The following is a 12,540-nucleotide window of genomic DNA, read 5'->3' as shown; positions in this document are numbered from 1 at the left end:
ACATAGCCCTGTAGGAGCTGCCGAAGGCTGCGATCTTTTTAATTCGTCTCGCCCTGCACCCGATCCCGTCCCTCCTGCTTCGCCGCATACACCCCCGAGTCCGCTCTCAGCAGCAGCGCATCCGCGCCCTCGCCGACTCGCCAACTGGCAATCCCGAAACTCGCGGTCACGACGCCGACCTCGTCGATCGGTGAGCTGCGCAAGCCTTGCCACAACTCCAGCGCCAGCACATAAGCCTGTTCGCCGTCGATGTCCGGGCACAGCACCATGAATTCCTCACCGCCCAGCCGACAGAACACATCCGTGCGCCGCAACCGATGGCCAATGCGCTCGCATACCACCTGCAACACCCGATCGCCGACGGCATGGCCGTGTTGGTCATTGATGCGTTTGAAGTGGTCGATGTCGAGCATGATCACCGACAGTTCGCCGCCACCACGCTCCACCCGGGCCATCTCGGTGGTCAGACGCTCCTGGAAATAGCGGCGGTTATGGATGCCGGTCAGCGAATCGGTGACCGACAGCGCACGCAGTTCTTCTTCCACCCGCTTCATGTCGGTGATGTCCGAAATGTAGCCATGCCACAGCACACCACCGCCCGGCAGTTCTTCCGGCGTCGCCTCGCCACGGACCCAGCGCAGGCCACGTTGCGGCAACTGCACGCGGTACTCTTCGCGCCAATGGCCGAGGGTATCCGCCGAATCGCGGATCGAAGCGCGAACGCGCGTGGTGTCCTGGGGATGAATCCGCGTGAAGATCGCCTCGGCGTTGAGCAGCAGCACGTCGGGTTCGAGTTCGTAGATTTCGCGAATGCCGTCGCTGGCATAGATGACGCTGAAGCGACCGTCGAATTCCATCTTGAATTGATAGATGCCACCGGGGACATGGGCGCTGAGTTTCTTCAACAACAGGTCCCGCGCCGCCAAGGCTTCATGCACGCGTTTGCGCTCGGTGATGTCGATGCACACCGCCAGGTGCCCGACCCACAGGCCTTGCTCGTCGAGTACCGGTGTGGCCAGCATGTTCACGCTCAAATGGCTGCCATCGCCTCGCACCAGCGTCCACTCCCGCGCCTCATGACCGCCACCCACGCTACCTTCGACCAACATCGCGTGACAGGTCGGGACCGGCTTGCCGAAACGTGCGCTCAACTCCGTCGAGCGTGCCGCGAGCTCCCGGGGCAGGTGCAGATTCTCCAGGGTCATGTGCCCCACAACCTCGGCGTTGGTATATCCGAGCATCTGCTCGGCGCCGGCATTGAAGGTGCTGATCACCCCTCGCAGATCCGTGGCGATGATCGCCACTTGGGTCGCGGCATTCAGCACGCCGCGTAATTGGCCGTGGGTGCCGCGTAGTTCCAGTTCGCGGGCGCGCAGTTCTTCGGTCCGTTGCTCAACCATTTTCAGTGCGCGCTGCCGCTGACTGACCAGCACGTAGAGCAAGGCACTGAGCAGCACACTGAGCAAACCACCGAGTACGACCAATGTGGTCACCGAGGAATGGTTGGCCTGCAGGAAAGCTTCACTGGGCTGGATGTCGACTTGATACTCGTGGTCCGCCAGGCGCAACAGCCGGGTCGCGGACAGTTCGCTGACGGCAGGCGGATTCGGTGATTCAAACAGGACTTCATGCTGGTCATCGATGGACAGGTCGAGGATACGCACCGAGAGATAATCCCGGCCCGCCTCCGGCAATCCGTCGGCCAACAACTGTCGCATGCTGATCACGGCCATGACGTAGCCAAATGGTTTGCTCGTCGACGTTTCCGGTTGATTGCGCAGCATCACCGGCGCGACCAGCAGTACGCCCCGCGCATACGCCGGTTCAATACTGACCAGGTGCATCGGTTGCGATACCGCCATGCGCCCATGCTGGTCGGCCCGTTCCAGGGTCGCGCGCCGCAACGGTTGCGCCAGCAAATCGTAGCCCAGCGGAGAGCCGAGTTTGCTTTGCGTCTGGCTGTACAGCACCACCACGTACTCATCCCGTTCTGCGGCCAATTGCAGCTGACCGTCGGCATTGAGTTCGCGCAGGCTAAAGTCACTCAAGCCCTCTTCCCGCACGCGGCGCTCGAACGCTGCGCGCTCGTCGCGACTCACCCGTTCGGCGAACGAATACGCCTGGGTTCGGTGCAACAGAGGCTGGGTGTAACCGTTGAATTCCTCTCGGGAGACCGAATCGGAATTGGCAAAGAACCGGCGCAAGCCATCGAGGCGCTGCTCCTGATCTTCGAAACGTTCTTCGATACGGCTGTAACGCTCACTGGCCAGCAGTTGAAAACGTTGCCGCAATTGATGGTGAAACAGATTAAGCGTCGACCACGCCAACAATCCCGTGAGAATGCCACCGACGAGCAAAACCAGGAGCGCGACCAGCCAGGCCGAGACATCTTCACTGATAAAACCCAGGATCTTTGGGCGCACGGCGTGCAACGACATAAAACCCAACTCAAAACGCCAGGTGCGGGAAAGCCCTTTGGCCCTGAGTTGAGTTATAGCTATTAGCCACTAATTTGACCAGCACTGAGCAGATCCACAGCGCCTTAAAAATCAAGGCTCTGTGGATCCAATCACATCAGGTGTCAACGAGCCGTGATTTTCCAGGCGCGGTGGATCTTGGGATTACGGGCAAAATCCGGATCGATGGTCTGTGCGCTGATCTCTTCGACCGCATAACGCTCGCTGAGATTTGGCTCCAGATCGAACTTGCGGAAGTTGTTGGAGAAGTACAAAACGCCACCCGGTGCCAGGCGTGCCATGGCCAGGTCGATCAATTGCACCTGATCACGCTGCACGTCGAAAACCCCTTCCATGCGCTTGGAGTTGGAGAAGGTCGGCGGGTCGATGAAGATCAGTTCGTACTCGTCGCGGCTGGCTTCGAGCCAGGCCATCACGTCGCCCTGCTCCAGACGGTTCTTGTCGGAGAAACCGTTCAGCGACAGGTTGCGCCGCGCCCAGTCCAGATAAGTTTTCGACAAGTCGACGCTGGTGGTACTGCGCGCGCCGCCCTTGGCCGCGTGCACACTGGCGGTGGCGGTGTAGCAGAACAGGTTGAGGAAGCGCTTGCCGGCCGCCTCTTTCTGAATCCGCATGCGCATTGGCCGGTGGTCGAGGAACAGACCGGTGTCGAGGTAGTCGGTGAGGTTCACCAGCAGCTTGATCCCGCCTTCATTGACCTCAACGAACTTGCCCTGCGCAGCCTGACGCTCGTACTGCTTGGTGCCGCTCTGACGCTCGCGGCGCTTGACCACCACGCGGCTCTTGTCGATGTTCAACGCCTGCGGGATTGCCGCCAGGGCATCGAACATACGCGCCGAGGCTTTTTCCGGATCGATGGATTTCGGCGCGGCGTATTCCTGGACGTGGACCCAATCGTGATACAGGTCGATGGCCATGGAGTATTCCGGCATGTCGGCATCGTAGACGCGGTAGCAATCGATGCCTTCACGCTTGACCCACTTGCCCATGGCCTTGAGGTTCTTTTGCAGGCGGTTGGCAAACATCTGCCCGCCCTCGCTCAGGCGCGGCTGCTCGATCACCGGGGCCGGTGCTGGAGCCGGTTTGATCGGGTTGCCGTTCTTGTTGTACTGGCGTTCTTGCGGTTCGCTCGGCGCCTCATCGTAAGCTGCTTGCTCGCGCTCGGCCTGACGCTGTTCCGGGGTGCGACGTTCGCCAGTGACGAATTGATCCGGCAGCACCTTGATCAGCAACAGCTTGCACGGCAACGCACCGTTCCAGAACGAATACTGCTTGTGGCTGCGGATGCCCATGCGCTTGCCCAGGTCCGGCGCGCCGGTGAACACCGCCGCTTCCCAGTTCAGGCAGGCCTGACGCAGACGCTCGCCGAGGTTCTGGTAGAGATAGAGCAGGCTCGCCTCGTCACCCAGACGCTCGCCGTACGGAGGGTTGCAGATCACCAGGCCCTTCTGGTTCTGGTCCGGACGTGGCTCGAACGTCGCGACTTCGCCCTGGTAGATCTTGATCCACTCGCTCAGGCCGGCACGCTCGACGTTGTTGCGGCCCGGTTGAATCAGGCGTGGGTCGGCTTCGTAACCGCGAATCCACAGCGGCGGCTTGGCCAGACCGGCAGCGGCGCGCTCGGAGGCTTCTTCGTGAAGCTTTTTCCACAGCGCCGGTACGTGACCAAGCCAGGCGGTGAAGCCCCACTGCTCGCGACGCAGGTTTGGCGCCATATCGGCGGCGATCATTGCTGCTTCGACGAGGAACGTACCGACACCGCACATCGGGTCAGCCAGCGCGCCGCCTTCGGCTGCAATGCGCGGCCAGCCGGAGCGGATCAGGATGGCGGCCGCGAGGTTTTCCTTCAGCGGCGCCGCACCTTGCTGCAGGCGATAACCGCGCTGGTGCAGGCTGTGGCCGGACAGATCGAGAGAGAGGATCGCTTCGCCACGGTCCAGACGCAGGTGAATGCGCAGGTCCGGGTTGAGCTTGTCGATCGACGGACGGTCGCCCTGCGGGGTGCGCAGTTTGTCGACGATGGCGTCCTTGACCTTCAAGGCACCGAAGTGAGTGTTGTCGATGCCGGAGCCGTGACCGCTGAATTCGACGGCCAGGGTGCCGTCGTTGAGCATGTGGTCTTGCCACTCGATGTCGAGTACGCCGTGATAGAGGTCTTCGGCGTCTTTCATCGGGAAACGCTTGAGCACCAGCAGCACCCGGTTGGCCAGACGCGACCACAGGCACAGGCGATAAGCGGTTTCCATGGTGGCCATGCCGCGCACGGCAGAAGTGTGCTCACGTGCTTCCTCAAGGCCAAGCCCGACGGCTTCCTCGATGAGCAGGCCTTCAAGGCCTTTTGGGCAAGTGAGGAAGAGTTCGAAACGATCGGACATGAGGATTTCAGAGCCTTTGGCTGAGTGGACCGGCAACGCATTGCCGGCCCGGTTTTCAATCAGGCGCTTTTCTCGAAGAGCGCCCGCGTGGCACGAAGGTGTGCCGTTCCACCCCTGCTGCCCGGGTTAAATGAGCTTAGATGCAAGGACAGATAAAAAAGTTGATGCAACAAAATGACATAAGTCGACCCTTCGTCGAATAGTGCTTCCCGGCAACGGGAGCCATTCTCAGCAAAGGATTAACCCGATCATCCAACGCGGGGCCGATCATACCGGGGTTTGTCTAAAAAATACGCAGCGAACATCCAGTTACTTATGGCCTTAGCATATGAACAGTTACTTCTTTATGACAAAACGATCATTCCCTCGATGTGACGCATTGGTTAGAACTCAATACAGGTTGGCGCCGCAATGACGCCAACACCTTGGCTCGTCACGCCGGCAACGAGCCCCCAACGGCAGAGTTTTTCTGCCTGACCTCGATTGAGGTCGACGCGATAAATACAGTCAACAAGTGAGGGCAACACCCTATGAGAAGACTTAAGCGTGATCCGTTGGAAAGAGCATTTTTGCGCGGATATCAATATGGCGTTGGTGGCAAATCCCGTGAGCTTTGCCCATTTACTCTACCGTCGGTACGTCAAGCCTGGATTAACGGCTGGCGAGAAGGACGCGGCGACAACTGGGACGGTATGACCGGCACTGCGGGAATCCACAGACTCAACGAACTTCACGCCGTCGGCTAAACACAGGGCACAACACTCCGACACGACAATCTGATTTTGTACTGAATTAACCACGCACGTCCCATCCGGACGGCGGGCTCCGGCCCAGGGGCTCCTTTAAAGGAGCCCTTTTTTATGCCGGTAAAAAACACTATTACCCTGTAGGAGCTGCCGAAGGCTTCGATCTTTTGATTTTGCTTTTGTAAAAGACAAGATCAAAAGATCGCAGCCTTCGGCAGCTCCTACAAAAGAAACGTCAGCGCAGGGCTGCGATCGCGTCTACCGACTCACGGATCAGCGCCGGGCCTTTGTAGATGAAGCCGGAATAGATCTGCACCAGGCTCGCACCGGCGGTGATCTTCTCCGCCGCATGCCTGCCTTCTGTGATGCCACCCGCCGCGATGATCGGCAGGCGACCGCCCAGCTCCGCCGCCAGCACTTTCACGGTGTTGGTGCTCTTGTCGCGAACCGGTGCGCCGGACAGACCGCCCGCCTCGTCACCATGCTCCATGCCTTCGACGCCCACGCGGCTCAGGGTGGTGTTGGTGGCGATGACCGCGTCCATGCCGGTTTCGATCAACGCTTGCGCAACCTGCGCGGTTTCTTCGTCGGTCATGTCCGGAGCGATCTTGATCGCCAGCGGCACGTGTTTGCCGTGACGCAGCGCCAGTTCCGCACGGCGTGTGGCCAGGTCGGCCAGCAGTTGCTTGAGCGAATCGCCGAATTGCAGGCTGCGCAGGCCCGGCGTGTTCGGCGAGCTGACGTTGACCGTGATGTAGCTGGCATGGGCGTAGACCTTGTCCAGGCAGATCAGGTAATCGTCGACCGCACGCTCGACTGGCGTATCGAAATTCTTGCCGATGTTGATGCCCAGCACGCCCTTGTACTTGGCCGCTGCGACGCGAGCCAGCAGGTGATCGACGCCGAGGTTGTTGAAGCCCATGCGATTGATGATCGCCTCGGCTTCCGGCAGACGGAACAGGCGCGGCTTCGGATTGCCCGGCTGCGGACGCGGAGTGATGGTGCCGATTTCGACAAAACCGAAACCCAACTGCGCAAAGCCGTCGATGGCCGCGCCATTCTTGTCCAGGCCAGCCGCCAGACCCACCGGGTTCGGAAAGTCCAGGCCCATGACATTCACCGGCACTTTTGCCGGCGCCTTGCACAGCAAGCCGTTGAGCCCCAGACGTCCGCCCGCGCCGATCAGGTCCAGGGACAGATCGTGGGAAGTTTCCGGGGAAAGTTTGAACAACAGCTGACGGGCCAGGGTGTACATGGGCGGATTTGACTCGATTGGCGGCGAAATGAGGCGGCGATTATAGCCGGGGTTGATGTTGGCAGGCGATCTCTTTGCCGTGGTTCAAGGCCCGGCAGTCTCCTGTAGCACGTATAGGTTGTCGGTGCGTTTGGTAATGCCGAACACCAGCGGCAAGTAAATAATCATTGCCATCAGCGCGAGACAGCCGTTCAGGATGTGCCCCTCATACCCGGCGTCGACCTCGGAATCATTCAGCAAAGCCGCTACCGCCCCCACCACCAATGCAATGGCATGACCCGCCGAGAGACGTAGTGCGCCAATATTGAAAAGTGCATCCGCCAATTGGGTTCGGTTCGGTCGCAGTACACCGGCACGTACTTGCAAAACCCTTTGTTGCAAAGATTCAGGGTCGGAAAAAACGGAATCCAGCCCCGGTGACGGCGACAACACGTGCCAACTTTTGCAAAGAATCGAGATGACGTCGTCCAGGGCCATGGCAAATCCATTCACCGCACCCTGGATCGCATCTGCACCCAGGCTGTAACCGAGTCCCGTCGCAGCCCTGGCCGGGCCGCTCAGCGGTGCGAGTTGACCCAGCTCCGCCAGTAAAAACTGGGCCGCACCATAGGCCGCAGTCGTAGCGCCGGCGGCCTTGACGTTTGTGGCCTCCGCATTGTCTTGCAAAGGAATGACAGCATTGGCCAGTCCTCTGGCCAGCGTATAGATAGAGCCGCCAATCGCCGTCGGGAGCAAGGTACTGGCGGCGCCAGTGAGATGCGCTGCAATGAGTGCGCCCATCGTAATGCCGGCCATGCACACTCGCCCCAGGCGCGACGCAGGACTGGCAGTCCCGTCGCGCTCATTTCGAATCGCCCCCATCAAGGTCAATGCCGGCCCGATCATGGTCGTCGCAACCACCGCCCATACTCGGGATGCCTCACTTGAATCGCCTTCGCGCAATGCTTGTTCGACGTGGTAGCTGACCATCTGCCGCAACACGGTGGTCATGGCAACAATCAACCCCGTACGCCCGGCGACATTGAGCAGATTGAGCCCAGGCCCTTTGGCGGCTTCAAGCCACTCCTTGCCTGCCTGAAGCATGGTTTGCATGCGGCTTTCACGGGTTTTGGCGGGATCTGCGGCATCTAACTCCCGGACCCGGTCAAACAACTTTAAATCGACAGGTTCCCGGGGTAATTGCCCTTGATCAATGAATGCGTTGACCCGCCCCACCACGTCTTGGTCTATCTCACCAAGTTCCCGATAACTTGCCTCGATATGAATCGTCACTTTACGATCGATTTGCTTCATAACCGCAGCGATTCGCTGTGGCGTTCCAAGCTCGGCTACTTGAAACTTCGACGATAAGTCCAGCACTGAAGGATCAAGCGATACCGAGGCGTCACGCGGCATCGATGCACCTGCTGTTGAGTGGCTAACGGAAAGTGCACTGATTCCGCTCACCACTCACTCTTCTCCCACGCCTCATCCTCCATCGGCTGAAACACATCACGCATGAAGCTCTTGACGAAGATATCCACGCTGAAGGCCAGGCCGTTGACACCGCGCATTTCCTTGAAGAGCTGCGAGTCTTCCAGCTTCTCTTCTTTCAGGCGGACTAGCACCTTAAGGGACACGGCCATCAGCGCCTGGGCCGTTGGATAAGCGGGAGAGGTTCCATCCGCAGCGCGCATCGACCGGAGAAAATCATAAATTGCCTTTTCTCCTTGCCCCTCCATGGCCAACAGTAATTGGTACAAGTGCTCGAACTCCGGGTCCGGACGCTTGTTGTCAGGCGCTTGCTCGCTGGCGGCCAGCAGGCGCGACTCCAGCGTCTCGACCACCGCGCTCTCTCCCGATTCAAAAGGGTGAGTACCTGTCACCGGTTCAATCTTCATCACGGTCCTTGATCGGGGTAGTTTGAATGGGACCGGCAACGCGTACGCCGAAGGTCGAACACAGATCCATCAGCGCCTGCACTGCAGACTGGTTCAGAGTGCGAACCGACTTCGGCATATTCGCGACGCACGCAAGCAGCCGTGGCTCCAGTCGTTGCCGATTGGTTTCAATATCGAATTCGAGCAGTTGATCCGCGAGCCGGACCACATAGCGCTCTTGCGCGTGATAGTCGAGGACCAGCTCGCCGGACCACAGGTTGCGCAATCGCTCGCGCAGGTCATTGCCACGCGACCGACAATGCAGCGGGAGCAGCACTTGCAGCACCGCACCCGAATCAACCGATTGCGTCGCCAACCAACGCTCAAGCATTTCATCCAGCCATTCGGGACGACTCAAGGCCTCGGCCAGCAAACCGTGAGCGGCCTGCACAAGGTCCCTGCGCAACTGCAGCCCCAGCGCCTGAGACTCCAACATGCCGTTCGCCAGATGTTCGGTCGCGCGCAAGATGCCTTCGGCGTAGCCTTGCTGAAAGGCCTGGGCACGAACCGCTTCGGCGTCACACCGGGCCTGGTCGATGCAATCACGAGCCCAACGCTGAGCCTGTCGCTGCAACGTGTGACGTCGACGCGCGGCGGCAATGTCCTCGCGAGGCAGATGTGCATCGCTCGACTCGGGGATTTCAGTCAGGGTTCGGATAGAGTCGAGCATGCTGCACCGCCAAAAAGAAAAGAGCTGTATCGGGCTCTGTGACCGGCCATTGCCTGTGCTGGCGAACAACCGGTTCGGAGAATTGCAAGGTCAGGCGCTCGAGTAACACCGGCGGCACTTGCTGGTGCCAACTCCAGAGCGCATTGAGGCCGGCGGCTTCGACCTGCTCCATGGAAACAGGTGAACACTCGATCGGCGGGCCGCTTCTCCCACCCACGCGATAACCGGCGAATCGCCGCAACGGTAGTGGCAGGCATAACAGCGTCGCGCCCTGTGCCAGATCGGGCATCAAGCGATAAGCGCCCATCAGTCTTGCGATATAGGGCAGTTGTCGCCAATGGCGAACCCATTGACTCGCCACGCCTGTCAACGGTGTCGCAGGCCACGGACCTTGCAGCTCAAGTCCCTCAAGCAGCATTTGCTCAAGCAGCCTTCGTGCCTCGTACCCATCGAATTCCGCCGGTACGGACAAGCGCTGCGGGTGCAGATAACTCAGAGGGTTTTCGAGAATCCCCTGTAAACATTCAGCGGGCGACATCGCGTTGCCCTGCACTCGACTGGCGATAGGCCCAGGCTGCGCCACCGGCCAACAACACTCCGCTCACCGCGACCAACAACCACATCCACTGCGAAGGACCCTGCGCTGGGACCACGGATGGCGCGACATGCTGTGTCGGCGAACGTTTCGACAGCACCACCGAAATGTTCTCGTACTCGACCGCCGCAAAACTGTTCTTGAGAAAACGCTTGATGTCGGTGATCAGCAATTGCGGTTCGATGTCGCGCTCATGGATCGCCACCGCCGAGAGGTGAATGGGCGGTGACTTGCGTCCGCCTTCGCCGGCATCCAGGTCGTAGCTGACATGAACCCGCGCTGAAACCACACCTTCGAGCACACCCAGCGACTGTTCGATCCGCTGCTCCAGTGCCGAATAGAGCCGGGCTTTTTCAGCGCGGGGCGAGGCCACCAGCGAGTCGGCGGGAAACATCTCGGCCACTTGCAGACGTGGCCTGGAGGGCAACGAATAGAGGTTGAGCAAATCGACCGCCGCAGAAAAATCGACCTGAGCGATTTTTACCGAATAGCCGGTTTTGCCGGCGTCGACTTTCACCGCCGCGATGTTGTTGCGTTGCAGAACCGAAAGCACTTCATTGGCCTGTTGCTGGTCCAGCCCTTCGAGCAGATTCGGTTGTCGGCAACCCATCAACGTCACGCACAAAAATATCAGCAACGCGCCTGCCTTCATGACGCACGCAGCAGGGTTTCGGCCGTGCCCACCGCTTTGCGCACCAGCACGTTGAGCAAGTTGATGTCCACGTTGTATTGCCCCACTTGCTCCTGCAAACGGGTCAACACTTCAGGACTGGTGATATCCGGACGTTGCATCAGCTGATTGATCGCTGAAACGTCCTGCTCACTGTTGACCGCGGAATTGGCAAACGCTTCGATCAAGCGCGACTCAAGTGAAACAACCGGACCGTCTTGCGAGCCACGCAGCTCAGTGAAAGAAGTCTGTTCAATGAAGGGCTGGAGAATATTTTGTACAGGCATTCGACACACTCAAAAAAGGCCATCGAACGTACCGATGGCCGGCCAAGAAGAAAGGCTCAGCGAGCAGCCTGGATGATCGCCATGTCGATGTCCTTGAAGCCCTTGATCGTGTTGGTCTGGGCGTTACGGAACACGGTGTAGGACGAAAAGGCCGTCTGATAGGCCGCCAGCTTTGTCGGATCAGATGCATCCAATTTGAGTTCCTCAAGGGCCTTATCCAAGGCTATCTTGAGATTTTGCGCCCCGGTTTCGAACCCAGCTGCTTGACGCCCGAGAAAGTCATCAGCGAAGTCGATGGGAATACCAATACCAGACATCAGTCACCTACCTATTATTTGGGGGAAAGTGCCAAGACGAAGAGGTCATCTTGATGTAGCCCTGCGGGCCGGTTTGAAACGACTTGTCGTTAAGCACATCGTCCTTGAGCTCGACAGTGAAGCTGACGTAGCGATCACCCCACTGCCGGTAAAAGCTGTCGATGTAGCGGCGAGCAGCGGCCAGTTCGGAATCCTGCAGATTGCCTGCAACGGCAAACGTGACGCTGTCCTCGTGTTCAACGCGGCTGAAGGTCAGGGAAAGGCGCTGCAAACCTTCCTGCGCCAGATCCGCCAGCAGATTGTCGTCCTGCATTTGCACCGCAATGTCATGGGCATAGGGCGCAGCCGCGAGCAGTGCTTCGAGCAATTTTGCTTGTTTGTCGGGTGTCAGCAGATTGCGTTGAGTGCTGAGCAAAAGGCGCGGTACTGAAGGATCCTTGAGATCCAGGGAATGCCAGGCCAGTTGCGGATCATGGTCGACCAGCAAACGCTCCAGCCGGCTGCGCTCCTGGTCCACGACCAGGACTTTGCCGCTCAGCGAGTTGTGGCGCATCAGCACTTGTCGGCTCCATCCCGCATCGCGTTCGGAAGCGACGAACACATAAATCGCCTTGTCACGACCGCTCAACACCTTGGCCTCGGCGCTGGCACCGGCGATCAGTCTGCGAATATCGGTTTCAGGTGCCACTCCCGGCACCGACCAGAAGCCAACCGCGACGACCAGCGCAGCCAGCGCCAGACCGCCTGCGATCCATCGAGTCACAGGAGCACGCCACCACACAACGGCGACTTCGTCGGATGAAACACTGTGTGTCTGCCCAAGAAGCTCAGGTGCCCAGGATTGGTCTTCAGGACGCAAGGCGATTTGCAGGCCGCCAATCTGCACCCTGGCCTGGAAGGCACAGTGGCGGATTTCAGCTGACTCGTTGAGTAGCCGCAGTGGCAAGCCTTCGGCGCTGACTTGATCGGCCAGCACCTCAAAATTGCAACCACCCACTTCCAGGGGAACGAAAATCGCATCGGCAGGAACACTGGCAGTCAGCGCCCCTTCCCCCAGAAAATCCACAGTCCCTACCACGAACAAAGTGCTGGTCTCGCCGAGGGGGAATTCGCAGCCTTGCAGCGGACCATTGAGTATCCGTAAAACGCAGGGCTGCAGGGTGGGGGCCGTCGGGACTGTCACCGTTCAAGTTCCAGGGTTGTGAAATGAGCGGGCATGTTAGAAAGAC

The 12,540-nt window shown here is 59.4% G+C and carries 12 protein-coding genes; 1 reads left to right on the top strand and 11 read right to left on the bottom strand.

Translation table 11 applies throughout. The features are described from left to right. Positions 1 to 38: 38 nt before the first annotated feature. The gene (locus ACW9JC_RS12280; RefSeq protein ID WP_457455162.1) at positions 39 to 2,438 is read right to left on the bottom strand and encodes a sensor domain-containing diguanylate cyclase; all 2,400 of its coding nucleotides are present in this window, start codon (positions 2,436 to 2,438) and stop codon (positions 39 to 41) included. A gap of 143 nt (positions 2,439 to 2,581) precedes the next feature. Next, complete coding sequence (rlmKL, locus tag ACW9JC_RS12275) at positions 2,582 to 4,852, bottom strand: bifunctional 23S rRNA (guanine(2069)-N(7))-methyltransferase RlmK/23S rRNA (guanine(2445)-N(2))-methyltransferase RlmL (RefSeq protein ID WP_338585580.1); 2,271 nt, start codon at positions 4,850 to 4,852, stop codon at positions 2,582 to 2,584. 530 nt (positions 4,853 to 5,382) lie between these two features. Here rlmKL and rmf point away from each other — a divergent pair. Continuing rightward, complete coding sequence (gene rmf, locus ACW9JC_RS12270) at positions 5,383 to 5,598, top strand: ribosome modulation factor (protein WP_003223300.1); 216 nt, start codon at positions 5,383 to 5,385, stop codon at positions 5,596 to 5,598. Positions 5,599 to 5,833: 235 nt separating this feature from the next. Here rmf and ACW9JC_RS12265 read toward each other — a convergent pair whose 3' ends face one another. The 9 genes from ACW9JC_RS12265 to ACW9JC_RS12225 form a co-directional block, all read right to left on the bottom strand. Next, positions 5,834 to 6,853: a quinone-dependent dihydroorotate dehydrogenase gene (locus tag ACW9JC_RS12265; RefSeq protein ID WP_338585579.1), complete on the bottom strand. Its 1,020-nt coding sequence runs from the start codon at positions 6,851 to 6,853 to the stop codon at positions 5,834 to 5,836. Between the two features lie 84 nt (positions 6,854 to 6,937). After that, complete coding sequence (locus ACW9JC_RS12260) at positions 6,938 to 8,248, bottom strand: hypothetical protein (RefSeq protein WP_457455161.1); 1,311 nt, start codon at positions 8,246 to 8,248, stop codon at positions 6,938 to 6,940. 47 nt (positions 8,249 to 8,295) lie between these two features. After that, positions 8,296 to 8,733, bottom strand: coding sequence for a hypothetical protein (locus tag ACW9JC_RS12255; protein WP_457455160.1), 438 nt, complete (start codon positions 8,731 to 8,733; stop codon positions 8,296 to 8,298). Further along, positions 8,723 to 9,442, bottom strand: coding sequence for an oxygen-regulated invasion protein OrgB (locus ACW9JC_RS12250; RefSeq protein WP_457455159.1), 720 nt, complete (start codon positions 9,440 to 9,442; stop codon positions 8,723 to 8,725). Before ACW9JC_RS12250 ends, ACW9JC_RS12255 begins: the two co-directional genes overlap by 11 nt. Then, on the bottom strand, positions 9,414 to 9,980 hold the full coding sequence (locus ACW9JC_RS12245; protein WP_457455158.1) for a secretion system protein: 567 nt from the start codon (positions 9,978 to 9,980) through the stop codon (positions 9,414 to 9,416). The genes ACW9JC_RS12250 and ACW9JC_RS12245 overlap by 29 nt, the downstream gene beginning before the upstream one ends. Then, entirely contained in the window at positions 9,967 to 10,689 is a 723-nt protein-coding gene (locus ACW9JC_RS12240; protein WP_457455157.1) for an EscJ/YscJ/HrcJ family type III secretion inner membrane ring protein, read from the bottom strand. The genes ACW9JC_RS12245 and ACW9JC_RS12240 overlap by 14 nt, the downstream gene beginning before the upstream one ends. Next, the gene (gene sctI, locus ACW9JC_RS12235) at positions 10,686 to 10,994 is read right to left on the bottom strand and encodes a type III secretion system inner rod subunit SctI (RefSeq protein ID WP_457455156.1); all 309 of its coding nucleotides are present in this window, start codon (positions 10,992 to 10,994) and stop codon (positions 10,686 to 10,688) included. Before sctI ends, ACW9JC_RS12240 begins: the two co-directional genes overlap by 4 nt. A gap of 56 nt (positions 10,995 to 11,050) precedes the next feature. Next, complete coding sequence (sctF, locus tag ACW9JC_RS12230) at positions 11,051 to 11,311, bottom strand: type III secretion system needle filament subunit SctF (RefSeq protein ID WP_338585571.1); 261 nt, start codon at positions 11,309 to 11,311, stop codon at positions 11,051 to 11,053. Between the two features lie 7 nt (positions 11,312 to 11,318). Then, the gene (locus ACW9JC_RS12225) at positions 11,319 to 12,494 is read right to left on the bottom strand and encodes a PrgH/EprH family type III secretion apparatus protein (protein WP_457455155.1); all 1,176 of its coding nucleotides are present in this window, start codon (positions 12,492 to 12,494) and stop codon (positions 11,319 to 11,321) included. Between the last annotated feature and the right edge of the window lie 46 nt (positions 12,495 to 12,540).

The organism is Pseudomonas sp. SDO5591_S426 (assembly GCF_054070755.1).
This window is presented reverse-complemented; position numbering and strand designations above follow the sequence as displayed.

Coding starts and splice junctions, on each gene's coding strand:
- rmf (WP_003223300.1), top strand. CDS start 5,383: ATGAGAAGACTTAAGCGTGATCCGTTGGAAAGAGCATTTTTGCGCGGA.
- ACW9JC_RS12260 (WP_457455161.1), bottom strand. CDS start 8,248: ATGCCGCGTGACGCCTCGGTATCGCTTGATCCTTCAGTGCTGGACTTA.
- ACW9JC_RS12250 (WP_457455159.1), bottom strand. CDS start 9,442: ATGCTCGACTCTATCCGAACCCTGACTGAAATCCCCGAGTCGAGCGAT.
- ACW9JC_RS12255 (WP_457455160.1), bottom strand. CDS start 8,733: ATGAAGATTGAACCGGTGACAGGTACTCACCCTTTTGAATCGGGAGAG.
- rlmKL (WP_338585580.1), bottom strand. CDS start 4,852: ATGTCCGATCGTTTCGAACTCTTCCTCACTTGCCCAAAAGGCCTTGAA.
- sctF (WP_338585571.1), bottom strand. CDS start 11,311: ATGTCTGGTATTGGTATTCCCATCGACTTCGCTGATGACTTTCTCGGG.
- ACW9JC_RS12240 (WP_457455157.1), bottom strand. CDS start 10,689: ATGAAGGCAGGCGCGTTGCTGATATTTTTGTGCGTGACGTTGATGGGT.
- ACW9JC_RS12265 (WP_338585579.1), bottom strand. CDS start 6,853: ATGTACACCCTGGCCCGTCAGCTGTTGTTCAAACTTTCCCCGGAAACT.
- ACW9JC_RS12280 (WP_457455162.1), bottom strand. CDS start 2,438: ATGTCGTTGCACGCCGTGCGCCCAAAGATCCTGGGTTTTATCAGTGAA.
- ACW9JC_RS12245 (WP_457455158.1), bottom strand. CDS start 9,980: ATGTCGCCCGCTGAATGTTTACAGGGGATTCTCGAAAACCCTCTGAGT.
- sctI (WP_457455156.1), bottom strand. CDS start 10,994: ATGCCTGTACAAAATATTCTCCAGCCCTTCATTGAACAGACTTCTTTC.